Origin of the sequence: Geomonas ferrireducens (assembly GCF_004917065.1) — a bacterium.
Lineage (GTDB): Bacteria > Desulfobacterota > Desulfuromonadia > Geobacterales > Geobacteraceae > Geomonas > Geomonas ferrireducens.
The window spans coordinates 1,503,537-1,525,487 of record NZ_SSYA01000002.1 but is presented as its reverse complement, the minus strand read 5'-3'; the positions used below and the strand labels follow the sequence as shown (position 1 = coordinate 1,525,487).

The following is a 21,951-nucleotide window of genomic DNA, read 5'->3' as shown; positions in this document are numbered from 1 at the left end:
TTTTGAAATTCAAACGCCTCTACTGTCGTTTGAACTCGTCTTTCCTGCGTTTGAAATAATATTTTTGATTTTGAACACGCTCTCCCGGAGTTTGTCGCGTATTCGGACGGCTTCGTTTTCGTTTCCGGGTGTTGCAACGCGTCTTGGTTATCTTTATCCATCGATGGGCGGCCTGAACTGCGATCCGGACGTCGTGGCGCTGACTTGAAGCCTGGGCTGGCATTGATGATGAGGCTTGGCGCAGAGATGAGAAGGGAGGTGCAGCTTGGGCCTGCCGGTTTGCCGGCAGGCCCAAGCGTGGGGATAGTGGAGGGGGCTACAGGACGATGATCGATACTGGCTGCGACCATTTGCCGGGACCTTCGGGGCCGTCGGTCCTCAGACGGACGTAATACCTGTTGGCCGGTTCCAGATTTCTGAGAATGATCCTGGTGCAGGTTTTGTGATGGCCGCCGGGGTTGTACCAGCTCTCCTCGGAGATCGGTTCTCCTTTGCAGATGTTGATCAGGTAAGGCCCACCGTTCCTTATGTGGGTTCCAAGGATGACGATGGCCCCCGGTTCGTTCCTCAGGTGTCGCAACTCCACCAGGATCTCCGCTGCCTTGTTGGGGGTGAGTTTACGGAGAGCCTTATGGTGCGATTCCTTGAGCGGCAGGTTGAGGCTGTGCAATATAGTCGGGTCCTGCTTGTGGATGGCGATGGTCTTCATGTAGCTGACGGAGGAGTACATGTCGAGGTCGGTGCGGTCTCTTGCCGCCTGGCGCTGCTCCTGTAAGAGGGAATCGCCCCGGTCGGCGCCGACGCTCAGTTGCTTCATGGTCGTGATGTGCTCCCTGTAGCGTTGGGGTGGAACGATGTGCTCGGGGCGGTTCTGGTTATACAGCTCGCTGACATCCAGGGCGTCGGCGAAACCGTTCACGACCATGTAGTACTCGGGGTAACTCAGCTTGCGGAAATTTGTTTCCACTAGATCGTACCGATCGGGCATGGTGGCCTCCTTGCTGAAAAATTAGTTATTGCTAAGATAGCAGAGGCTGCTCAGCTGTCAATGGCCGAAAAGCGCTCCGTCTTTTTCGCATGTCACTTTAAGCAATTGAGGCTACGAGGCGTCTGGTTTTGGGCGCCCCTTACAAGCAAAAGGCTCCGATCGGCACTACTACCTACGCTTAGCGCCTGCGGCCGCAGGCTGCTAACGGTAGATAAAGGTGCCAACCGAAGCCTTCATGAAGGTTTGACTGGTATGGTTACCCGCGGTTCCGCGCTCCCGGATCAGCGAGCGACTTGTAGGTACGCGCGCGCCAGGGGGCAACTGTATTCAGTGCGGCCCGCCAAGCACGGCCTGCTGATAGCGGGCAAGCAAGTCGGGGTCGTCGATGGAGCCATGGTGGTGGATTTGTCGCCACTGGCCGTTGATCAGTTTGAAGATTCTGCTGGTCCGAATCCGCATCTCGAGGATGGTATCGGCGGTCTTCAATTCGCCGCGCTCTCTGCCAACTACGTAAAAGAGCTCGCCCGTAGCGTGGAGCGTGTAATCGTAAAACTCGAAGTGATATTCCGAGGCGCTCCCGAAGAGCTGCTCGTAGACGGTCCTGATCTCCTCCCACCCTCGCTTGATGCCGCCAAGTGGGTTGTCCATGGCGGCTTCGTCGTTTTGCGTCCAATTCTCCGACATCAGTTCGATGTCCCTGCTGTTTAGGGCTTCGTAAAACTGGGATAGCGCCCTCAGCATCGGTGACATCTCTTCCTTACTCTCTCTGCCGGTAACTGGAGCTGTTTCGATTTTCATGGTGTTCCTCCTTCAGCGCCACCACGTGGTTCGCACGTTTCTGTCCAGCATATCACATCGCTAATTTCCGGAGGAATCGGTCCAAGATCAGAGGATGTTTACTGCTCGTGCCGCAAGTAGGGCGATCACGAGCAGTGAGATAATCGACTGCAGCATCATCAGGACTTTTGCCCAACGCGACAGGACCGGAACATCGGTCGGTGAGAAGGCTGTAGAGGTGTTAAAGGCCAGGAAGAGGTAGTCCACAAAATTGGGCACCCACTCGTTGAGCCCGGCGGCGTGTTTTCTCTCTGGAGGCAATGTCATTTGTGGAAAGAGAAACGCCCCCTTGGAGTGGTCTGGGCGCCTGGCTCGCTTGTGCGGGCCACCGGCGTCGAGCCTCCAGTACCAGGAGGCGAAAACCAGGATGTTGGACACCCAAAGCGCCGCGGCGGACTGCAAGAGTTCGCGCGGTTTTTCCAGGTGGAGGGGGAGGGCTCTTATCAGTAGGGCAAGTGAGATGATCATGGTGGTCGTCACCACGCCGTTCAAGACGAAACCGATCACCTGGTTGGTTTCGTGAGCTCCCTTGTAATGCGTGACGACGAGCGGCACGGCGAGCACGGAGACGATGGCCAGCAGGAGCCAGCGGGGACCGCCTAAAAGCAAGGAGGACGGCAGTGCCGCGTACAGGCCGCCAAGCGCCACCAGCGCGAATAGTGACGGCCAGCGGGAGGTTACCGGCTTTGCAGCACTTCCTGGGGGTTCGTTCAGTCCGGTCATTGATACCTCTTTATCCCGATGATTTTGCAATTTAGATTAAAGATGTCTTCTGAGCAAGGGGAAAACGCTTGGGGGGCAGAGGGCAGGCGGGGGATCCCCCTTCGCATGACGCCTGCTGACGCAGGCTGCTTCGGAGGACAGGCGGAGGACAAGCGGTGGGCAAGCGGGGAACATGATGGTTATAAATGCTTGTGGCGGAAGGCGAGGCCGGAACCGGATTTTAAATACTTCTCGAAGGCGGCGGCTTTGGCTTCGTCGGCAAAGGCATGGTAGGTGACGATCTGCCAGGGACGGTACTTGGAGGTGTGGGGGGATTGACCTGCGTTGTGGGAGGCTAGCCTCGCTTCTACGTCTCTGGTGAGACCGACGTAGTGTTGGTCGGGGTGGGGGATGCTTTGGAGATGGTAGACAAATTTCATTTGGGGCTCCCCGGCGGTGGTCCGGGAAGTTTACTTGGAATTTTGGTGGGGGCAAGAGGGAGGAGTAGCTGCTAAAAACAGAGGCGCCGGGCGTAGGGGCACGCCCGGGTGTGGTTGTGAGTTGGTTGTAGTAGTAAAGGCCCCCCTTCGTTAAACGCCTGCCCCCCGTAGTTGCCTGGCTTTGCCAGGCGTTTAACGGAGGGGGGGCGGCAACTACGGGGGACAACCTCCGCCAAAAGCGAAAGGCTCCGGGCGGCTCGTTGAGCCAACCGGAGCCTTTGGCGGAGGTTGGTGGAGGTGGCGGGAATCGAACCCGCGTCCGAGAATCGTACACATAAGGCGTCTACATGCTTGTACCTGTTTTTAAGTTTAGCCCTTCAAGTCTCCACAGGCCGGGATTCTTGAGTCGCGATTCCGCTTGATTTCGCCGCAGGGCCACGGACTCTCCCTGAAACTATCCCACTGAATGACGTTCTATCCTTCCACATGGGAGATGGTAGGTAGAACGTTAGCAGGTTATTAAGCTGCTAAAGCGTAATCGTAATTGTCGGCGCTTAAATGCGTCCCGGATTGTTTAACGAGCCACCCGGACCTCGGCATGCAACCTTAGCTTATTACCCCCGTCGAAACCTTTACACCCCCTTAAAACCTAAAAAACGTTCAGCGTTCTGCGTTCAACGTTCATCTGCTTGTCGCCTGGCGTTATACATCTCGCTACGGCTTTGGTCTGCTCTTACTTCGTTTCTTTTGTTGCGTGCAGTCGCAGGTTCAGTTGCCATCTAGTTCAAGTCCGATTGAACGTCGAACGCTGAACGTTGAACGGCGGTTAGTCCCTGTCCCTAGCCCCGCGGTTTCTTTCTTTCATGGCCACAACTACGTCGCGCTGCATGTCTTTTTGCTTCATGACTTCACGCTTGTCGTAGTTCTTCTTACCCTTGGCCAGACCCAGCTCGGTCTTCACCTTGCCTTCCTTGAAATAAACCCTGAGCGGGATCAGCGTGTAACCTTGCTCCCTGATCTTGGAAAAGAGCTTCACTATCTCTTTCTTGTGCAGCAGAAGCTTCCTCATACGGTCCGGATCGTGGTTCTCACGGTTGCCGAAATCGTACGGGTTGATGTGGAAGTTGTGCAGGAAGGCTTCGCCGTTCTTCACCATCGCAAAGGAGTCGTTCAAGTTGGCCTTGCCGTTGCGCAGGGCCTTTACCTCGGTCCCCTGCAACACCATGCCGGCCTCATAACGCTCTTCGATGAAGTAATCATGGAACGCCTTCTTGTTGTTGCAAATCAGCTTCTCACCCATAGCGAATCATCCTACCAGATTAGCCCGTAAAAGGACAGGGGGAAAAAACAGGGCAAAGTATACCGTACTTCCTTCTTCTCGCTCACTATGCTTCAGCTGTCAGGCGATCATCGGGCGCTCAATATCGTTGACGCCCCCAAAGCAGCCGTATATTTTCGATATGCCCAAGGTCTTGCACCTATTCCTACCGCTAACGTGAAATTTTCCTGGAAGGGGATCGGCTCTATCATCGATGACGACCTAAGATTGCAAGAGGAACATTGAGCAATTTCGGTCAGGATTTATCTTTTGCTCCCGGATAGGATGGCTTACGAATTGAGACGGGACGGTGAACGGATGGATAAGGCACGGACATACGAGCAGCGATTTGAAAGGGTCTTCGGCTACATCGAGCGGCACCTGGATGAACCGTTGACGGTGGAGAGGCTGAGCCGGGTGGCGCACTTCTCCAAATTCCACTTCCACAGGCAGTTCTCGCTCTACGCGGGAATCGGGGTTTTCGCCTACATCCGGCTCCTGCGGTTGAAACACGCTTCCTACCGGCTCTTGTACCGCCGGGAGGAGCGGGTCATCGACATCGCGCTGGACGCCGGCTTCGAGAGCCCCGAGGCCTTTGCCCGCGCCTTCAGGCAGATGTTCGGACAGTCTCCTTCTCAATTCAGAAAATCACCCAAGTGGCGGCCCTGGAAGGAGCGCTTCCGGCTGCCGCCAAGCGAAAGGAGAAATGAGATGGATGTGAAAATCGTGGAGTTCCCAGAGACGCGTGTCGCGGTACTGGCCCACCGAGGGGCACCGGAGAAACTGGACGAATCGGCGATCCGGTTCATCGAGTGGCGCAAGCAAAGCGGGCTGTCGCCGGTGAAACAGTCGCTTACCTTCGGCGTCGCTTACGACGACCCGGAGGTTACCGAGCCGGAGCGCTTCCGCTTCGACATCTGCGGCGAGGTGACGCAAACGGTGCCGGAAAACCCGCAGGGGGTGGTGAACGGGGTCATCCCCGGCGGCCGCTGCGCCGTGGTGCGCCACCTGGGCTCGCATGACGAGATCGGTCGCAGCGTCTATCCGCTGTACCGGGAATGGCTGCCCAAAAGCGGCGAGGAGCTCAGGGATTTCCCGCTCTTCTTCCACTATCTGAACCTGATGCCGGACGTCGCCGCGCACGAACTGGTGACGGACGTCTATTTGCCGCTCAAGTAGCGACGTTCCGTAAAAATGCTCAGGCCCCGGTCCGCTTCCAGCGCGGCCCGGGGCCTTTGTTTTTGCTGCCGCACGGGCATGAACGTATCTAGCGGTTTACTTATTAATTGAAATAGTGTATACGCTTTCGGCATAGCGTGAGGGAAGTGCTCCTGCTGATCCGCCCGAAGGCCGTTCCCGCCCGCAAGGAAGCGATGTTATTTCATCGGCCCGATCGGGCCTGCGGTTCAGCGGCCGCCGACTGCAGTGGGGTTGACGGCATTCAGGATGCCATGATGCGCTCTCTACCGATGTACGACGCGATGCAAGGGGCCCTCAAGCAGGCCCACATGCTTTCTTCCGCAGTTGTTGCCGCAAGCGGCGCCTCTCTTTTGTACCTGCTGCACATCTACAACACTTCCTCCAAGAAAATCGAGCTTGCGTTACTGAACCAGGCGACCATCGAGCTGGTCTATTACATGCTCCTCCCCAGCATCGCCTTCAGTATCGTTACCGGGGTGATCATCTGCCTTGCCGAACGCCGCGTTCTGTTCTCCTGCCATTACATGGCGACGAAGGCCACCAACGCGGTTGCCGCGATCGCCCTCGGGGCTTTTCTGTACTTCGGGCTGCAAAAGCTTGCCGCCGCGGCTTCGGACATGCGCGGGGTGGCGCTGGCTGGGTGGCAGCTGCAGGCAGAAGACGTGCTCGGGGGGATGAACCTCATCGCCGCGGTGTTCATGGGGACGGTGCTTTTCGTGTTGTACAACGTGGTGCGCCGTCCCTGCTCCGAGTCCGGCGGATGCGAACTCTGCAAGCGGGAACGGGACCAAGGGGCTGCGCAGGGTAGGGGAACGGCTATTCGGGGAGGCCGGTAAGGAGAAGCGGATTGTCGAATCCCGCTTGGGCTATGAAACGGGCGGCTGCAGCGGGCCCCTCCTGGCAGGCCTCGGCAAGGCCGTTGCGGATCAGGTGCACCAGGACGCCGAGATTGCCGTAGAGGGCGAAGCCGAAGTTAAGGCGCATGTGCTGCGCCGCGGCTTCCTCTAATTCCTTGCCGCTTTCCTGCAGGGCCGCGACATAGTGGCTGGGAAAGGCGACTACCTTGCGGTCCAGCCCGGCCAGGAACGCCTCGCGTTCTTCCGGCGCCAGCGTTGAGAAGTCGGCGCCGCACCAGACGCTTTCGCGCGTGGAGATGAGGGCCCGGCAGGTGAGGGGACGTACCGGGTAGACGCTGCAGGTTCCTTCGTCATCGAGCAGGGGACAAAATCCCATCTGACGGTGCAGGCGCAGGTACTGCGGGAGTTCGCGGACGTTTTTCACGAGATCCCGCAGCCGCACCGCGTAGTTCGCTACTTTTTCGGCCTGCGCCTCGTCCAGGCGGCGCGCTACGGCAAGCGCCTCGGCGAAGCCGGTATGGACGGCGAGGCTGCAGCAGTTGCGGCATCCCTTGCCGCAGTGGATCGAGCCGCCGCTCGCGCGGTAGTCGTCGACCCAGGACCGCACCAACATCTCCAGGAACATCTGCTGCTGTTTGACCTGCTCGAGGAGCTGGTCGAGCATCTCGCCGGTTGCCGCCATCGCTTTTAATTCCTCCAACTTTTTACTTCTGGAACGCACGCAATATAAACAGGGATGGGCAGGATGTCAAACGCGGGCTCCGCGATGAAAAGAAGCGTTTGTGCTAAGGGTTGTAGACAAAGGCAAATCCCCCCTGTTCCCCCTTCGCCAAGGCTACGGGGGACAGGCTCCCCCTTCGCAAAGGGGGGGACGCATGGGCGCATGCAACACTGCGTGGATAGCTGCACCCCTGGTTCCAGGGAATTTCCTGGAGAACCTCAATATTTGAGAACCTTGCCGAGAAAGGCTTTGAGTTCGGCGGTATGGGGGGTGTCGAAGAGTTCCGCGGCGGGGCCTTCTTCGACGATCCTGCCTGCTCCGAGGAAGATGCCGTGGTCGGCGACTCGCTTCGCGAAACCCATTTCGTGAGTCACGATAATCAGCTCCCTTCCCTGTGCGCGGAGTTCCGCGATCAGGTCGAGTACCTCGGCGGTCATCTCGGGATCGAGGGCGGAGGTCGGCTCGTCGAAGAGCAAAAAGCGCGGCTTGATCGCGACGGCGCGCACGATGGCGACGCGCTGCTGCTGTCCGCCGGAGAGCTCGTAGGGGCGCTTGCCGGCGTGGGAGGCAAGCTGGAAACGGTCCAACAGTTCCATGGCGTAGCCGTCGGCCGCCTCTTTCGCGTAGCCGTGCGCCTGCACTAGGGGGAGGGTGACGTTTTCGAGCGCGGTCAGGTGGGGGAAGAGATTGTAGGACTGGAAGACGGTGCCGATGCTGCGCCTGTACTTTATCAGGCTCTCCCCGTCGGTCGGAAGCGGCACGCCGTCGATCTCCACGCCCCCCTGGTCCGGAAGCTCGAGCCCCGCCAGCACGCGCAACAGGGTGGACTTGCCGCCGCCGGAGGGGCCGATCAGCGCGATGGAGCGCGCCCCGGAGAGCGAAAGCGAGATGCCGTCCAGGGCGGTCACCCCGTCGAAGCGTTTCACCACCCCGTCGAGACTAAGACGCATAGCGGTACCTCCTCTCCAGGTACTTGCTCAGCATGGAGATCGGAAGGGTGAGGGCCAGGTAGCCGAGCGCGAGGGGGAGGTAGCTTTCCATGGTCGAGTAGGTGAAGGCGTTCACCTCCTGGGCGTTCAGGGTGAACTCGTTGACGGCGATGATCGACAGAAGCGACGAGTCCTTGATCAGGGAGGCGAACTGTCCCGCAAGCGGCGGGAGGATCCTGCGCATCACCTGGGGAAAGACGACGTAGCGGTAGGTCTGGTACGGGGTGAGCCCGATGGCCCGGGCGGAATCGAGCTGCGACTCCCCGACACTTTCGATCCCGGCCCGAATGATCTCGCTTATGTAGGCCCCGGCGAAGAAGGCGAGGGTGAGCGTCCCCACAACGTAGCGGTTTCCGATCCCGAACGCGTCTGCCACCACGTAGAAAAAGACGAGGATCTGCACGAGAAGCGGCGTGCCGCGGATGAGCTCGATGTAGATTTTTCCCAGGTAGCGCAGCGGCAGAAATGGGGAGCGGTGCGAGAGGGCGGCGGCGAGGCCGATGACGAGGCTCGCCGCCAGGGATGCGGCGGAGATGGCGAGGGTGATGAGCCAGCCGGAGACGAACTTCTGCCGGTATTGGTACACGGCATCCCAATTCCAGCCGTAGTGGAGGCGGGAGAAGGCGAAGCTGAAGACGAGCGCGAGCAGAAAAAGGGCGCTTATCACCCCGACGGCGCGGCCGAAGCGGGGAATCTCCTCGTGGTTACCTTTGCTGCGCGCGAAAAGGATCTGGAAGCGGCGGTGGGACATGGCACCTCGGCAGGTGGCGGGGGGCGCAGTGCGCCCCGCTTGGGGGATGTCAGAAGAAGAAGGGGTAGCCCATCCTGCGGAAGCTCTCCTTCTCCTCCTTCAGGTAGCGATCGCCCAGCCTCTCAAAGCCGCCGGAGCGCCGGAAGTCGGCGAGGAAGCGGTTCACCTGCGCTTTCAGCGCGCCGTTTCCCTTGCGCATCCCTATGGCCCACGATTCGGTCTGGAAGGGCTTCAGGATCGCGCGCGTCGTCTCGGGGTTTCTCTGGTAGTTGCGGAAGGTGGACATCTGGTCGTAGATGAAGGCGTCGGCCTTCCCCTGTACGACTTCGAGGACCGCGGCAGCCTCCTTGTCGAGGACCAGGAGGCTCGCCTTTTTCAGGTGCGCGGCGGCGTAGACGTGACCGGTGGTCCCCTTTTTCACCGCGACGGTGCGCCCGGACTGGTCGAGGTCGGCTATCGAGGCGACCTGTGCATCCTTCCCCACCAGAAGGCAGAGGCCGGTGCTCAAGTAGGGATCGGAAAAGTCGATGGAGCGCGCCCGCTCGGCGGTGGCGGTCATGGAGGAGATGATGAGGTCGATCTTCCCAGTTTTGAGCGCGGGGATCAGCCCGTCGAAGGCGATGTTCCTGATCTCCACCGGGCGCCCGAGCGCCTTGCCGAGTTCCCGCGCGAGCTGCACGCTTACCCCGTCCGGGCGGCCGCTTGCGTCGGTCATCTCGAATGGAGGGTAGGCTAGTTCCATGCCGACCACGAGCGTTTTCGAAGCAAACGCCGGGGACGCGGCGGAGAACAGAAGAATAAAGGCAGCGATGCTCAAAAAGCCGATTGCTCTGGACAAAACATCCTCCTTTTCCTGCGAAACTCGGCATAACCTAATACACCCGGCAACCCCGACTGTCAAATGCGGTCCCTTGGTGTGCTTCGTCTGATTTTTTATATGTGACTGGCGTCTTTACCCGCCCAATTTTTTTGTTATTGTTTCATCGCTTACCATTTTCGACTTCCAACCCTTCCCACAATGTCTGTGCAATTACCGTCACCAGTCTTGGAGGAGGTTTTTTATGAGGAAAGCGATTTTTGCCTGTGTCAGTCTGCTGTCCATGGCGATCCCCGTGCTTGCCGGCCCCACCCCGGTCGCTCCCAACGGCATCTCCCTCTACCCGGATTACATCTCCTGGAGGGTGGTCGCTCCGTCGTATCGGGAGGACAAGGGGCACATCCGTGTCATCACCGGAAACGAGACCGCCGTTGCGGCACTGCGGGCCGGGGTGAAGCCTCTTCCAGACGGCAGCGTGCTCGCCAAGGTGGCCTGGAAGGCGGTGAAACACCCGTCATTTCCCATGGCGACCGAGGCCGGGGAGTTCGTGCAGGTCGAGTTCATGGTGAAGGATGCGAAGAAGTACAAGGAGACGGGAGGGTGGGGCTTCGCCAGGTTCGTCGGCAAGGATCTGAAGCCGTACGGTAAGGATGCGTCGTTCGTGAACGAGTGCTTCGGCTGTCATACGCCGGTGGCGGGGAACGATTACCTCTTTACCAGGATGGCCGTGACACCCTGATTCACACCTTTTTCATGACGGCCCTGAGCGTCCCGAGCGTGTACGGTTTCTGGATGAAACCGGCAAGGCCGCCGTTGATTTTTTCGACCACGTCGTGCTCGCTGAAGCCGCTGGACATGATCACCTTCACCTCCGGGTCCATGAGCCGCAGCGCGCGAAAGCATGCCTCGCCGTCCATGTGCGGCATGGTGAGGTCGAGTAAGACGGCCTTTATCCCTTCTGTGTCGCGGTAAATGGCGAGCGCCTCCTCGCCGCTTTCGGCCAGAAGCGGCGTGTAGCCGAGCTCGCGCAAAAGCGCCGAGGCGATCGAGCGCACCGCCTCCTCGTCGTCCACGAGCAGCACCTTGCCCTCCCCCTGCCAGACGTCCGCGGCGGGGGAGGGCGCGCCCTTCTCCTCGCCCGTCGCGTCGGCTTGCGGGAAGAGGACCTTGAAGACGCTCCCCCTGCCCGGTTCGCTGTAGACCTTGATCCCCCCCTTGTGTCCGCGCACGATGCCGTGCACCGCGGCGAGGCCTAAGCCGCGCCCGGTGAACTTCGTGGTGAAGAAGGGGTCGAAGATCTTGGCAACCATTTCCCTTTCCATGCCGCAGCCGTTGTCGCGCACCTCCAGGAAAACGTAGCTCCCTTCTTCCATGTGCTCGCCGAGCAGCACGTCCTTAAGGCTCGTGTGGTCCATTTCCAACACCCCAGTCGTGATGCCGATTTCGCCGCGCCCGTCGCCGATCGCTTCGGAGGCGTTCATGACGAGGTTCATCAGGATCTGCTGGATCTGCGTGACGTCCGCCTCGATGTTGGGAAGCGGCATGTGCAGTTCCAGTTCGAGGCCGGTGCGGTCCGAGAGCGACCCTTCGAGGATGTGCTCGAGGTCCTTCACGACCCGGTTCAGGTCCACGGGGCCGACCAAGAACCTCCCCTTGCCGGAGTAGGCGAGCATCTGTTTTGCGAGGTCGGCGGCCCTCATTGCCGCCTGCTGGATCCGGTTCAGGTTCGTGACCACCGGCGAGTCGGCGGGAAGCGCCATGAGGGAGAGGTCGACGTTGCCGATGATGGCCATGAGGATGTTGTTGAAGTCGTGGGCGACCCCGCCTGCCAGAACGCCGAGGCTCTCCATCTTCTGTGCGTGCACCATCTGCTGTTCCAGGCGCGTCCGCTCCTCCTCGGCGCGCTTTCGATCGGTGATGTTCTGCCCCACCGCCTGGAACGCGGTGACCCTTCCCTGCTCGTCGAAGAGGGCCCGGTTGGTCCACTGGTGCCAGCTGACGCTCCCGTCGGGACCGTTCAGGGCCTGTTCCGTGGTGCAGGTGGGGTTTTCCGGCGAAGTGGCGTTCAGGGCCCGGCGCACCTGTTCGCGCGACTCCGGCAGCAGGAAGTTCAGGAAGTTCTTCCCGATCATTTCCGCCTGCGTCATGCCGGAGCCGGCGGCTAGTGCCGGGTTAGCGTAGGTGATGGTGCCGTCGGGAAGGATGGTGCTTATGTAGGCGGGGCTGTCCTCGGAGATCTTGCGGTACCGCTCGCGGCTTTCGTTGATGGCTTGCGCCGCGGCGATGGCGCTTGCATGGGCGGAGCGCAACATGAAGGCGATCACGGTGAGAAGGAGGCTCACCGTCAAACCTCCCGCCAGGTAACCGCGGGACTGCCCCCTCCCTTGCTCAAGGGCGAAGGCGGGGAGGGAGTGGAAGGAAAAGAGCCAGTCGCGGCCGAAGCGGTGCATGGTGAGCGAGGCCGTGAGATCGCTGCGGTAATCGCGCGGCACCTTCGTTTTCCAGGCGGCGGTGCTGTCGAAGAGCAGCGCGCCCGGGTTTTCGCTTTTTTCCGTGAAGATCCGGAAGCCGATGTCGTTGCCCCCCTTGGGGAAGTTCGCCGACATGAAGTCGAGGATCCTGATCGGGCTGTAGACGAAACCTTTCAGGGCCTCGCGCCGCTGCGCGACCGTGGCGATTGCTGCGCCCTGACGGTAGACCGGCATGTACATCAGGATCCCTTTCTGGGTGTCTTTCTCGGTCTCCTGAACCAGGACGACGGGACTGGTCACTGCGGCCTCCCCGCGGTCGCGGGCCTGCTCCATCGCCTCGCGCCGTACCGGCTCGGAGAACATGTCGAAGCCGAAGGCGCGCTGGTTGCGCCAGTCGAAGGGCTCGAGGTAGATGATCGCGGTGTAGAAGGGGCGCTCGCCCTCGGGCCACATCTTGTAGGAGGTGAAGCCTTCCTTGCGTATGCGGCGGATGTGGCGCTCCCTCCCGTTTGGGTACACCACCTCGGTGAAACCGAGCCCCTGCAGCCCCGGGTAGTTGCTCTCGAGAGAAAGCGACTGCGCGTAGCGGTGCCACTCGTCGCGTGTCACGTCTTCACTTGCGTTGTAAAGCCCGGCCGCGCCGCGCAGTATCTGCTCGTCGTCCACGAGCTTGGTGAAAAAGCGCTCGGTGATCTCCTGGATCCGGTCGCTGAAGATGGTCTGGCTGCGTACGTTGAGGCTGTGGTCGTACTGGCGCCAGAAGAACCAGGTCATCAAGAGGGAGAGGGTCATGACGAGATAGGGGAGGAAAGTGATGATCCTTCCCCAGGGGGTGATGGGCGCGATGGGGGATTTTTCTTGTGCGTAAATGTTTGCGTTCGGCATGCGCGTTTCCCGTGGTGATGGGGAGGTTCCGCATCGTGCGGAAGATGATTTACTTTACAGGAGTTTTTCCCGAATTCAATCATCCCGCCCGGCCGCGCACTTAAACCGGAACCATCATGAAGGGGGGGACGCGGCAGCCGCGTTCCGGCTCGCCATGATGACGCTGCGCAGGGAGGAGAGCTTGTACGGCTTCTGGATCAGCCCCGCCAATCCCTGGCCGGCGAACTTCTTGGCCACCTCGTGCTCGCTGAAGCCGCTCGACATGATGACCTTGGCGGATGGATCGATCCGGCGCAGCTCGCGGAAACATTGCTCCCCGTCCATGTGGGGCATGGTGAGGTCCAAAAGCACGAAGGCGATGTCGCCGCGCATCCGGTAGGCCTCGACCGCCTCGCAGCCGTCCCGTGCCGTTATCACTTCGAACCCCAGTTCGCGCAGGAGCTCCCCGGCGGTGGAGCGGATCTCCTCCTCGTCGTCCACGAGGAGCACCACCCCTTCGCCCCGCCAGTTTTGCGCCTCGGCCTCGGGCGCGCTCACCCCGGCACACCCCGCCGCGGCGGGTAAAAGCACCTTGAACGTGGTGCCTCGGCCGGGTTCGCTGTAGACCTTGATCGCCCCTTTGTGACTGCGGATGATGCCGAGGACTGCGGCCATCCCTAGCCCGCGGCCGGTGAACTTGGTGGTGAAGAAGGGGTCGAAGATCCGGGAAAGGGTCGCCTTGTCCATGCCGCAGCCGTCGTCGGTGACCTCGATGACCACGTAAGATCCGGCGGGGATCGGGTCCACGAGCCATGCGTCGTTCAGGTACTCCTCCCTGCAGTCGGCGCAGGAAGTCGCGACGGTTATCGTGCCGCCGCTGTCGCCGATCGCCTCCGAGGCGTTGATGACGAGGTTCATGACGATCTGCCTGATCTGCGTCGCGTCCACCTCCACGGCCGGAAGCTCTTCGCCGAGCTGGTAGTCGAGCACCACGCGTTTCGAGATGGCGACCTCCAGCATGTGCCCCATCTCCTGCAGCATGCGGTTCACGTCGATGGATTCGATGAGGAACTTCCCCTTGCCGGAGTAGGCGAGCATCTGGCGGGCGAGGTCGGCGGCGCGAACGGCGGAGGCCTCGACGCGCTGCAGGTTCTCAAGGGCGGGGGACTGCGCGGGAAGACGCAGGAGGGCTAGTTCCGTGTTTCCGATGATGGAGGTGAGGATGTTGTTGAAGTCGTGCGCGATGCCGCCGGCCAGGACGCCGAGGCTCTCCAGTTTCTGCGCGTGCAGGAGCTGCTGTTCGAGCCTTAGGCGCTCATTTTCCGCTTTCCTGCGTTCCGAGATGTTCCGCGCCACCCCGATTACGGCGGGATGGCCGTCGAAGTCGATCAGCCTCACCTTCACCTCAACCGGAAAGGTGGAGCCGTCCTTTCTGCGGTGCATGGTCTCAAAGGTCGCCGAGGCGGCGTTGGAGAAGCCTTGGAACTGCTCGGCGACCTTCTCCGGGGCGTCGTTGATCGCGTCGAGGTCTTCTATGCGCCGCTCGAGGAGTTCCGCGCGGGTAAAGCCGACCTCGCTTACCGCCTGGTCGTTGGCGGCGATGATCCGGCCGTCGGCGTCCGCGATGTAGACCGGGTCGGCCACGTTCTGGAAGAGATCCCGGAAACGCTGCTCGCTTGCCGCCACCGCCTGCTCGGTTTTGCTCCGCTCCGCGATCTCCCGCTCCAGTTCTGCGGTGCGCTCTCTCACCCGGTCCTCGAGCTGAAGGGAGAGTTCCTTCAGCGCCAGTTGCGCCTTCTCCCGCTCGCGGAGCTCTTCCTGCAGCGACGCGGTGCGGCTTTTCACCACTTTTTTGAGCGCGTAGTTGGCGTAGGCCGCGGCTGCGAGCAGCAGGGCGAGGAGAACCGCGACGGCCATCGCCACGAAGGTCTTGGTCGGCCGCCAGTGCATGTCGTCGACGAAGAGCCATTTCTTGAGGGCCTCGCTGCGCTCCTCGGGCCCTATGGCGGCCAGCCCCTTGTTGAGGATCCCCTGCAGCTCGGGCCAGTCCTTTCTTATCCCCATCCCCCAGCGGTACTCGAAGTCGGTCCTGCCGGCGAGCTGCAGGTTCGTGATGCCGCTTTCCTGCGCGTAATAGGTGGCGTTGGCCATGTTCTCGACGTAGTAGTCGACCATGCCGAGCGAGGTCTTGGCGAGGGCGGTCGATACGTCCGGCACCACCTCAAGCCTGATCTCTGGGTACCTGCTTTTCAGGATGTCGTGGGCGGCGTAGTTCGAGACCACCGCGACCCTCTTTCCCTTCAGCCCCGCCAAGGTCTGTCCCGGGAGCACGCCGACCCTGGAGAAGATCCCGCCGGGGACGGTCACCAGCGTGTCGGTGAAGAGGGCGAATTTCTCCCGGTTCGGGGTCTTCACCATGGCGCCCAGGAGGTCCACCTCGTGCGTCTTGAACTTCTCCATCACCTCGTCCCAGTTCTTCAGGTGCACGACGGTGATGGTGATACCGAGTTTTTTCTCGAGGAGGCGGATGATGTCGGCTGAGGCCCCTTGGTACCTGCCGTTTTCGTCGAAGAACTCGATCGGTTTGAAATCGGGGTCGGGGGCGAGTTTGATGACCGGATGCTGTTTGAGCCACTGCTGTTCCTGGGGGGTGAGGACGACGGTACTCTCGGTGCGTGCAGCGCCGCAATCGGGAACCGAATATGCTGACATAAAAAGAAATGCCACTGTCACAACGAGACGCAACCAAGTCATTTTGTCGTCCTCAGAGCATGAGCGTGCTTCGACAGTTTGGATGCTGGTAGTTTCCTCATCGGTAGCTGCAAGATGAGTCTTTACCACAGATTGATAAAAACCGATGAAAAAAATACCACTGCAGCTTTCCTGAGAAGCTTACGCCGCGTATGCCCGGCCTTCAACCCGCGGCGCAGCGGCTCGATGACTGTCACGGGGGCGACACGGAAAACACGCAACGAAAGCGGTGCGACGAGCAGTGTGTCGGTACTGTTGACAACGACACGGGGGGATCCTATGCTGAACTGATCGGAAGCAAATGCTTGAAAGATGGGAGGTTTGTCATGCTGAAACCGATACCGGAAGGATTCCACAGCGTCACCCCCATGTTCATGTTCAGGGAGTGCCGCAAGGCGATAGATTTCTACAAAAACGCGTTCGGCGCCATCGAGCGCTACGCCATGCCGACACCGGACGGCCGGGGCATCATGCACGCCGAGCTCCTCGTCGGCGATTCCATCCTCATGATGGGAGACGAGCAGCCGCAGTGCAAGAGCGCGGAAAGCATGGGCGCCTCGCCCATCAGCTTCTACCTCTACGTTGACAACGTCGACGCCGCCTTTCGGCGCGCCGTAGAGGCCGGGGCGACGGTGCAGATGGAGGTGCAGGAGATGTTCTGGGGCGACCGGGCAGGTTCCCTGCGCGACCCCTTCGGCTACAGCTGGATGCTGGCAACCCACACCAGGGACCTGGCCCCGGAGGAGATCCGCGCAGGGGCCGAGGCTGCCTTCGCCGAAGCATCCAAGAGCTGAAGGCAACCTGACCTTTTGATGCAATAACGGGAGGATCGGCAACATGAAAAAAAGAGTCATGGCAGCTTTTGCCATAGCGATCGTCACGGCTTCCTGCGTCGAAGCCTCTGAGATCTGGTACACCGGTGGTGGGCGCTGCGTTCCCCCGAAAGACGACGGGACCTATGCCGCCCCTTACAACGCCATGGAGCATCCGGGTGACTACCCCACCTTCCCGGGTGCCGACAGGCCCGGCTGGTCCTGCAGCTACCAGCGGGAGGACGGGGTGATCGTCCAGTACGGCAACAGTCTCACGCCGCAGCAGCAGTGGCTTGCCTTCTGGGTGGCGGGAAAAGGGGACCAGGATTAAGACCTTGGTTAAGGCGAGAGCGCCTGACGCGAGGAGGTTCACCATGAAGAGACAGGAAGGACTGGTTGTAATGATTACCGGCGCCACCGACGGCCTCGGCGCACGTGTCGCCGCCGGTCTCGCCGAACTTGGCGCCACCGTGCTTTTGCACGGCAGAAACCCCGAGAAGGGGAAACGGGTTCTGGAAGAGATCGGGGCGTCCAGCGGCAGCGACCGGCTGCACTACTATAACGCCGATCTCTCTTCGCTCGCCGAGGTGGAGGCCTTAGCGGAGGAGGTCGCGGCAGACTGGCGCGGGCTTGATGTTCTCATCAACAACGCTGGACTCGGCGCCGGGCCTGAGCCGCAGCACCGCGAGACCAGCGCGGACGGCTACGAACTCCGCTTCGCGGTCAACTACCTGGCGCCGGTGCTGCTGAGTTACCGGCTCCTGCCGCTGTTGCGGCTGAGGGGGGAGGAGACCGGGGAGGCGCGCATCGTGAACGTGGCTTCGGTGGCGCAGCAAGCCATCGATTTCGAGGACGTCATGCTCGAGCGTGAGTACGACGGCATGCGCGCCTACAGCCAGAGCAAGCTCGCCCTCATCATGTTCAGCTTCGACCTGGCGCGGGAACTTGCCGGGAGTCCGGTCACGGTCAACGCCATGCACCCGGCCTCGCTCATGGATACCAACATGGTGCGGGAATGGTTCGGGACGGCGCGGACCACGGTGGACGAAGGGGCGCGCTACCTGTTGCGCCTGGCCGTGGATGAAGAGGTGAAGGGGATGACCGGGCTCTACTTCGACCAGGGGCGGCCGGAGCGGGCCGATCCCCAGGCCTACGACGAAGAGGCGCGCCGTCGCCTGCGCGAGCTGACGCTCAGGTGGATCAGCCTGCACAAGGTTTAGAGACAGAGGGTGCCGGGGGATCTTCTCCCGGCACTTGCTCTTCCCCCTACAGCTCCCTGCGCGCCGCCGCGGGGGAAAAGCGTACCGCGACGATGCGCGTGAAGGCGAGCGAAAGCACCAGCGCGATGGTCATCGCCACCTCCTGCCACTCGATATCCTTGTACCAGAAGGCCATCACCTCGGTCAGCACGGTGACGATGACCGTGTCGATGATGTAGGTGACCTTGACGCGCCCCTCCGTGGAATAGGCGAGGGCGGTACGCAGCACCTCGATCACGGCGAGCACGGTCAGAAGGTCCACCATGATCTGCTTGAAGGCGGCGTGAAACTCCACCTCGAAGACAAGGCGCAGGTCGTACAGCGTGCATCCCACACCGGCCAGGATGGCGAGCAGGATGGTGACGATCAGAAAGGTCAGCACCACGCGCGTCGACATCTCGTAGAAACGCGCGAGCTTTAAATCCACCGTGTTTTCTCTCCACATATCGCTTTCTCCTCAGCTTTTTGCCGGAATGGTACCAGGCGAAGGTTACAGCCGGTTGCTGTCAGCATTACGATTGCGTCACGAAAAGGAATAAAAAAACCGGCCTCTTGCGGGGCCGGTTCCGTTTCCTTCCTGCCGTCCTCATCCTGCCGTCGTCAGCGATCCCCGTTCCGGTAGCGCTCACGCACCAGTTTTAGTACCGGGTGCTCCAGGGAAACGGGCACCATGTATTCACCGACCAGTTCACGGTCCCACCATTGCTTCCTGCCGAAGCGGTAACGGTAGTAAAGCGCGCGGATGTAGCGCGGCGGCCGTTCCGGGAAGGGATTTCCCCGCAGGAGCCTAAGCGTTGCGGCGTCCCCCTCCAAAAGCCTGATCACCAACTGCACGAACCAGCGTGAGTGTCCCGCCTGCCCGGGCATCGCCTCGAACCACATCAGCCAGTCCAGGCGCATGTGGTACGGCGCGACGACGGGTGGGATGCGGCGCGGGTCCCCCGGTTTCCCCTTGAACTCGTAGGCGCGCCAGTTCGCGTCGACCCCCGCCGCGTCCTCCTCTGTCCCCTCGATGACGATCTCGTAGCGCTCCTTCGTGATGCTGCCGAAGGCCCCGTAGGTGTTCACCAGGTGGAAGGGATCGAAGGAGGTGTTCATGATCTGCGAGCGGGAGAAGAGGTTCACTACCGGCTCCACGCTGCGCAGCGCCACCAGGATGCAAAGCCCCCAGGTGAGGGCGGTGAAAAGCGGCGCCTGGGGAACCATCGGGGGCGCCGTCAGGGAGAAAAGCTGGGCGATGAGCGTGCCGTCCAGCGGGCTCAGGCAGATGACGGCGGTGAGCCAGTTGAGCCAGGCGAAGTTGCCGCTCACGATGATGGAGCCGAGAAAAAGGAGCGAACCGGTCGAGGCGGCCGCGGCGACCGGCTGGGGCGCGAAGAAAAAGGGAGGGAGGATGAGTTCGGCCAGGTGGTTGAAGAGGACCCCTGCCTTGTGCACCGAAGGGGGAAGGCGGTGGAAGAGGCGGCTGAGCGGGTTCGGCATGGGCTGCGTCTCGAAGTGGTAGTCAAGGCAGGTGAGGTCGCGCCAGCAGTTGTCCCCCCTGATCTTGATCATCCCCGCGCCGAACATGACGCGGAAGGCGAGCCAGCGGTAGAGCCAGATCACCTGCCACCCCGGCTCGGTATTGGAAGGGCCGAGGAAGATGGCGAGAAAGCCCGCCTCCAGAAGGAGCGACTCCCAGCCGAAGGCGTAGAAGGTCTGGCCGATGTTCACGAAGGACAGGTAGATGGCCCAGAGCAGGAACCAGGAAAGCATGGAAGGGAGGATGCCGAAGGCGTCGGTCATTCCGCCGAGTGCCAGAAGCGACAGGAAGATCCCGAGGATGGAAAAGAGGAGGTAGGAGCGGTCCCCCGGCAGGAAGTGGAAGATGCTCGGGGCGTCCCGGAAGGGGACGAGCCGCATGAAGTAGCGGGCCGGCTCGAGCCCGTGGTCGCCGCAAAGGGGGCGGAACTGGTTCAGCGCGGCGAGAAAGCCCATCAGGTAGATGAGGGCAAGCCCCCTTTGCAGAAGAATCCGGATGATCCAGTAGCCGTCGTCGTTCATGTTGGCCTCCGGGTGGGTGCGGTGTTCACCGGCAGGGTCAGGGCGGCCCGGCAGGGGGTGCCGTTTCCGGCTTCGGGTATCCGGGCGCCTCAACGGTTACCCGCTGCGGGCCGATGCCGAGGTCGTGAAGCGCCAGGCGCGCCGCATGGTAGCCGCACATGCCGTGCACCCCGCCCCCCGGAGGGGTACCCGACGAACAGAGGTAGAGACCGGGAAGCGGGGTGCGGTAGGGGGCGAAGAGGGTGGGGCGGCAGAGGAACTGGCGCAGGTCCTGGACGCCGCCGTTTATGTCACCGCCGATGAGGTTCGCGTTGTACTGCTGGTACTGGACGCAGTTGCGCGTGTGCCGGGCGAGCACGAGGTCGCGGAAACCGGGGGCGAAGCGCTCCATCTGCGCCTCGATCCGTTCGGTCATGTCGAAGGTGGAGCCGCTCGGGACGTGGCAGTACCCCCACGCGACATGTTTGTCCTCCGGTGCGCGGGACGGGTCGACGACGGTCGGCTGCGCGACGAGGACGAAGGGGCGCTCCGGGTGCGTGCCGCGCCAGACCTCGCGCTCGCCGAGGGCGATCTCCGGCGCGCTCCCCCCGACGTGCACCGTGGCGGCGCGCCGGCATCCTTCGGCACGCCAGGGGATCGGGGCATTCAGGGCCCAGTCGATCTTGAAGATGCCGGGGCCGTAGCGGTACCCGGCCAGCCTGCGCCGGTAACCTGCCGGGAGCTTTTCCCCCGCGAGCCTTTCCAACTGGCGTGCGGACAGATCCAGCATCACGATGCGCGCTGCGGGGAGCTCGGCGAGGCTATTTATGGCGCACCCGGTGACGATCTCCCCCCCGAGCCGCCGCAGGTAGGAGGCGAGTGCGGCGCTGATGGAGCCGGAGCCTCCCTGCGCCACCGGCCAGCCGGCGACGTGGGCGAGGGCTCCGAGGATGAGGCCGAAGGCCCCGGAAAGGGGGCGCTCCAGCGGGAGAAAGGAGTGGGCGGCCATGCCGGCGAAGAGGGCGCGGGCGGGATCGCCCCCGAAAGCGGAGCGCCCGAGGAGCGTAGCGGGAAGAAGCCCGTAAAGGCCGAAGCGCGCGAAAGAAACGGGGTGCTGCGGGAAGTGCAGCGGCGCCAAAAGATCGGGGGCGAGCTCCTCCCAGTGTGCCACGATCGGGGAGAAGAGGGCCAGGTAACGGTCGGCGTCTTTTTCGAGACGGGCGGAGGTCGCGGCAAGGTCGCGGCAGAGGAGGGCCGCTTCATCATGCGCTAGCGGGTGGGCGAGTTGCACCTCGGGGTAGAGCCAGGTGAGGCCGTGTTCGGAGAGCGGGAGGGTGCGGAAAAAGGGTGAGGATGCGGCGAGCGGGTGAATCGCGGAGCAGACGTCGTGCAGAAAGCCCGGGAGGGTGAGCGCCTCGCTCCTGGTGCCTCCGCCGATGGTGGCGGCGGCTTCCACGACGGTGACCTTCAGCCCGGCACGGGCAAGGGTTATCGCGGCCGCGAGGCCGTTTGGTCCGGAGCCGACCACCACGGCGTCTATGTCGCCTGCGAAGGGCATCGCGCCTCCTCCTTTCGTCCCTTGAAAACACGAGGCTTAAGTCTAGCAGGGTTCGCGGAAAGGGCATCCTGCGCGGTGCGGTGTTTTGCGATCCGAACAAGGGAAAAGAACCACGTGTGTGTTCCCTCCAAGCAGTAAAGTTGGCCTCACGTTCCCCCCTTCCCAAAGGGGGGAATGCTGGGGCTCGTGCAGTGCTTCGTGGAGAAGAGAAAAACGGGAAAAGGCGAGGGAAGGGACGACGTGCTCGGGATGACGGCGGCGTCCCCCCCTCCCTCTCCTGTCTGCGGAGAGGGAGGGGGGAGGGGCTCAGAACGGGATGCCGGTTGGGATGAAGGCCACACTGTCACCGGGGTTGACTTTGTGGTCGAGGGTGTGGACACGGTGGTTCACGAAGACCGCTTCCACTTTCTCCATCGGTAGATCGAGGTCGCGCGCGATGGACGCGGCGCTTACCCCTCCCTCCGGGACGGCAACTTCCGCCTGCGACGGCAGTCCCCTGTTTTTGCGCACCGTGTGCAGCGCTCCGAACATACGTACCGTTGTGTTTGCTCTCGTGGACATGGCTGACTCCTTTCTGTTTGCTGTGACATTGCG

21 protein-coding genes and 1 other RNA gene are annotated in these 21,951 nt (G+C 61.7%); 6 read left to right on the top strand and 16 right to left on the bottom strand.

The features are described from left to right. Positions 1–316 precede the first annotated feature (316 nt). The 6 genes from E8L22_RS15505 to smpB all read right to left on the bottom strand — a co-directional run bounded on the left by E8L22_RS15505 (position 317) and on the right by smpB (position 4,267). Positions 317–988 carry a fibronectin type III domain-containing protein gene (locus tag E8L22_RS15505; protein WP_136526005.1) on the bottom strand — a complete coding sequence of 224 codons (672 nt, stop codon included), beginning with the start codon at positions 986–988 and terminating at the stop codon, positions 317–319. Positions 989–1,315: 327 nt separating this feature from the next. Further along, positions 1,316–1,786 (bottom strand): YybH family protein, encoded by a 471-nt coding sequence (locus tag E8L22_RS15500; protein WP_136526004.1) that lies wholly within the window; start codon positions 1,784–1,786, stop codon positions 1,316–1,318. Positions 1,787–1,873: 87 nt separating this feature from the next. Beyond that, positions 1,874–2,548: a hypothetical protein gene (locus tag E8L22_RS15495; RefSeq protein ID WP_136526003.1), complete on the bottom strand. Its 675-nt coding sequence runs from the start codon at positions 2,546–2,548 to the stop codon at positions 1,874–1,876. A 179-nt stretch (positions 2,549–2,727) separates the two neighbouring features. Beyond that, positions 2,728–2,967, bottom strand: coding sequence for a GIY-YIG nuclease family protein (locus E8L22_RS15490; RefSeq protein ID WP_136526002.1), 240 nt, complete (start codon positions 2,965–2,967; stop codon positions 2,728–2,730). Between the two features lie 289 nt (positions 2,968–3,256). Continuing rightward, positions 3,257–3,609, bottom strand: a transfer-messenger RNA (tmRNA) gene (ssrA, locus tag E8L22_RS15485). 184 nt (positions 3,610–3,793) lie between these two features. Then, positions 3,794–4,267: an SsrA-binding protein SmpB gene (gene smpB, locus E8L22_RS15480; protein ID WP_136526001.1), complete on the bottom strand. Its 474-nt coding sequence runs from the start codon at positions 4,265–4,267 to the stop codon at positions 3,794–3,796. Positions 4,268–4,603: 336 nt separating this feature from the next. On the opposite strand from smpB, the gene E8L22_RS15475 reads away from it, so the two are divergent. Together E8L22_RS15475 and E8L22_RS15470 are read left to right on the top strand one after the other, a co-directional pair. After that, positions 4,604–5,464 carry an AraC family transcriptional regulator gene (locus E8L22_RS15475; protein ID WP_136526000.1) on the top strand — a complete coding sequence of 287 codons (861 nt, stop codon included), beginning with the start codon at positions 4,604–4,606 and terminating at the stop codon, positions 5,462–5,464. Between the two features lie 275 nt (positions 5,465–5,739). Further along, positions 5,740–6,321 (top strand): hypothetical protein, encoded by a 582-nt coding sequence (locus E8L22_RS15470; RefSeq protein ID WP_136525999.1) that lies wholly within the window; start codon positions 5,740–5,742, stop codon positions 6,319–6,321. Here the strand turns inward: E8L22_RS15470 and E8L22_RS15465 are convergent. The 4 genes from E8L22_RS15465 to E8L22_RS15450 all read right to left on the bottom strand — a co-directional run bounded on the left by E8L22_RS15465 (position 6,302) and on the right by E8L22_RS15450 (position 9,641). Further along, entirely contained in the window at positions 6,302–7,042 is a 741-nt protein-coding gene (locus tag E8L22_RS15465) for a YkgJ family cysteine cluster protein (RefSeq protein WP_246044667.1), read from the bottom strand. The two genes, E8L22_RS15470 and E8L22_RS15465, sit on opposite strands and share 20 nt — an antisense overlap. A 239-nt stretch (positions 7,043–7,281) precedes the next feature. Then, on the bottom strand, positions 7,282–8,013 hold the full coding sequence (locus E8L22_RS15460) for an amino acid ABC transporter ATP-binding protein (protein WP_136525998.1): 732 nt from the start codon (positions 8,011–8,013) through the stop codon (positions 7,282–7,284). Next, positions 8,003–8,803 carry an amino acid ABC transporter permease gene (locus E8L22_RS15455; RefSeq protein WP_136525997.1) on the bottom strand — a complete coding sequence of 267 codons (801 nt, stop codon included), beginning with the start codon at positions 8,801–8,803 and terminating at the stop codon, positions 8,003–8,005. The genes E8L22_RS15460 and E8L22_RS15455 overlap by 11 nt, the downstream gene beginning before the upstream one ends. 49 nt (positions 8,804–8,852) lie before the next feature. Beyond that, entirely contained in the window at positions 8,853–9,641 is a 789-nt protein-coding gene (locus E8L22_RS15450) for a transporter substrate-binding domain-containing protein (protein ID WP_198420172.1), read from the bottom strand. A 223-nt stretch (positions 9,642–9,864) separates the two neighbouring features. On the opposite strand from E8L22_RS15450, the gene E8L22_RS15445 reads away from it, so the two are divergent. Continuing rightward, entirely contained in the window at positions 9,865–10,359 is a 495-nt protein-coding gene (locus E8L22_RS15445; RefSeq protein ID WP_136525996.1) for a cytochrome P460 family protein, read from the top strand. A gap of 1 nt (position 10,360) precedes the next feature. On the opposite strand, the gene E8L22_RS15440 is transcribed toward E8L22_RS15445, so the two are convergent. Both E8L22_RS15440 and E8L22_RS21585 read right to left on the bottom strand, forming a co-directional pair. Next, the gene (locus E8L22_RS15440; RefSeq protein ID WP_136525995.1) at positions 10,361–12,976 is read right to left on the bottom strand and encodes a CHASE domain-containing protein; all 2,616 of its coding nucleotides are present in this window, start codon (positions 12,974–12,976) and stop codon (positions 10,361–10,363) included. Positions 12,977–13,090: 114 nt separating this feature from the next. Next, positions 13,091–15,667: an ATP-binding protein gene (locus E8L22_RS21585; protein WP_246044666.1), complete on the bottom strand. Its 2,577-nt coding sequence runs from the start codon at positions 15,665–15,667 to the stop codon at positions 13,091–13,093. 365 nt (positions 15,668–16,032) lie between these two features. Between E8L22_RS21585 and E8L22_RS15430 the strand changes: the two genes are divergently transcribed. Genes E8L22_RS15430 through E8L22_RS15420 form a run of 3 tightly spaced genes read left to right on the top strand, consistent with a single transcriptional unit; the run spans position 16,033 to position 17,738 of the window. Then, on the top strand, positions 16,033–16,500 hold the full coding sequence (locus E8L22_RS15430; RefSeq protein ID WP_136525994.1) for a VOC family protein: 468 nt from the start codon (positions 16,033–16,035) through the stop codon (positions 16,498–16,500). Positions 16,501–16,543: 43 nt separating this feature from the next. Further along, a complete protein-coding gene (locus E8L22_RS15425) occupies positions 16,544–16,849 on the top strand; it encodes a hypothetical protein (RefSeq protein ID WP_136525993.1) in 306 nt (101 codons plus the stop codon). Between the two features lie 43 nt (positions 16,850–16,892). Next, on the top strand, positions 16,893–17,738 hold the full coding sequence (locus E8L22_RS15420) for an SDR family NAD(P)-dependent oxidoreductase (RefSeq protein ID WP_136525992.1): 846 nt from the start codon (positions 16,893–16,895) through the stop codon (positions 17,736–17,738). A gap of 46 nt (positions 17,739–17,784) precedes the next feature. On the opposite strand, the gene E8L22_RS15415 is transcribed toward E8L22_RS15420, so the two are convergent. From E8L22_RS15415 to E8L22_RS15400, 4 genes are all read right to left on the bottom strand, one after another. Further along, complete coding sequence (locus E8L22_RS15415; RefSeq protein ID WP_136525991.1) at positions 17,785–18,222, bottom strand: phosphate-starvation-inducible PsiE family protein; 438 nt, start codon at positions 18,220–18,222, stop codon at positions 17,785–17,787. A 155-nt stretch (positions 18,223–18,377) separates the two neighbouring features. Continuing rightward, positions 18,378–19,820, bottom strand: a complete 1,443-nt coding sequence (locus tag E8L22_RS15410) for a lipase maturation factor family protein (RefSeq protein ID WP_136525990.1) — start codon at positions 19,818–19,820, stop codon at positions 18,378–18,380. Between the two features lie 37 nt (positions 19,821–19,857). Continuing rightward, positions 19,858–21,357, bottom strand: a complete 1,500-nt coding sequence (locus E8L22_RS15405) for a phytoene desaturase family protein (RefSeq protein WP_136525989.1) — start codon at positions 21,355–21,357, stop codon at positions 19,858–19,860. 306 nt (positions 21,358–21,663) lie between these two features. Further along, positions 21,664–21,918 (bottom strand): MoaD/ThiS family protein, encoded by a 255-nt coding sequence (locus E8L22_RS15400; RefSeq protein WP_136525988.1) that lies wholly within the window; start codon positions 21,916–21,918, stop codon positions 21,664–21,666. Positions 21,919–21,951 lie beyond the last annotated feature (33 nt).

Bases quoted from the DNA above. Each gene is read 5' to 3' on its own strand.
- E8L22_RS15505 (WP_136526005.1), bottom strand. From the start codon at position 988: ATGCCCGATCGGTACGATCTAGTGGAAACAAATTTCCGCAAGCTGAGT.
- E8L22_RS15500 (WP_136526004.1), bottom strand. From the start codon at position 1,786: ATGAAAATCGAAACAGCTCCAGTTACCGGCAGAGAGAGTAAGGAAGAG.
- E8L22_RS15495 (WP_136526003.1), bottom strand. From the start codon at position 2,548: ATGACCGGACTGAACGAACCCCCAGGAAGTGCTGCAAAGCCGGTAACC.
- E8L22_RS15490 (WP_136526002.1), bottom strand. From the start codon at position 2,967: ATGAAATTTGTCTACCATCTCCAAAGCATCCCCCACCCCGACCAACAC.
- smpB (WP_136526001.1), bottom strand. From the start codon at position 4,267: ATGGGTGAGAAGCTGATTTGCAACAACAAGAAGGCGTTCCATGATTAC.
- E8L22_RS15475 (WP_136526000.1), top strand. From the start codon at position 4,604: ATGGATAAGGCACGGACATACGAGCAGCGATTTGAAAGGGTCTTCGGC.
- E8L22_RS15470 (WP_136525999.1), top strand. From the start codon at position 5,740: ATGCGCTCTCTACCGATGTACGACGCGATGCAAGGGGCCCTCAAGCAG.
- E8L22_RS15460 (WP_136525998.1), bottom strand. From the start codon at position 8,013: ATGCGTCTTAGTCTCGACGGGGTGGTGAAACGCTTCGACGGGGTGACC.
- E8L22_RS15455 (WP_136525997.1), bottom strand. From the start codon at position 8,803: ATGTCCCACCGCCGCTTCCAGATCCTTTTCGCGCGCAGCAAAGGTAAC.
- E8L22_RS15445 (WP_136525996.1), top strand. From the start codon at position 9,865: ATGAGGAAAGCGATTTTTGCCTGTGTCAGTCTGCTGTCCATGGCGATC.
- E8L22_RS15440 (WP_136525995.1), bottom strand. From the start codon at position 12,976: ATGCCGAACGCAAACATTTACGCACAAGAAAAATCCCCCATCGCGCCC.
- E8L22_RS21585 (WP_246044666.1), bottom strand. From the start codon at position 15,667: ATGTCAGCATATTCGGTTCCCGATTGCGGCGCTGCACGCACCGAGAGT.
- E8L22_RS15430 (WP_136525994.1), top strand. From the start codon at position 16,033: ATGCTGAAACCGATACCGGAAGGATTCCACAGCGTCACCCCCATGTTC.
- E8L22_RS15425 (WP_136525993.1), top strand. From the start codon at position 16,544: ATGAAAAAAAGAGTCATGGCAGCTTTTGCCATAGCGATCGTCACGGCT.
- E8L22_RS15420 (WP_136525992.1), top strand. From the start codon at position 16,893: ATGAAGAGACAGGAAGGACTGGTTGTAATGATTACCGGCGCCACCGAC.
- E8L22_RS15415 (WP_136525991.1), bottom strand. From the start codon at position 18,222: ATGTGGAGAGAAAACACGGTGGATTTAAAGCTCGCGCGTTTCTACGAG.
- E8L22_RS15410 (WP_136525990.1), bottom strand. From the start codon at position 19,820: ATGAACGACGACGGCTACTGGATCATCCGGATTCTTCTGCAAAGGGGG.
- E8L22_RS15405 (WP_136525989.1), bottom strand. From the start codon at position 21,357: ATGCCCTTCGCAGGCGACATAGACGCCGTGGTGGTCGGCTCCGGACCA.
- E8L22_RS15400 (WP_136525988.1), bottom strand. From the start codon at position 21,918: ATGTCCACGAGAGCAAACACAACGGTACGTATGTTCGGAGCGCTGCAC.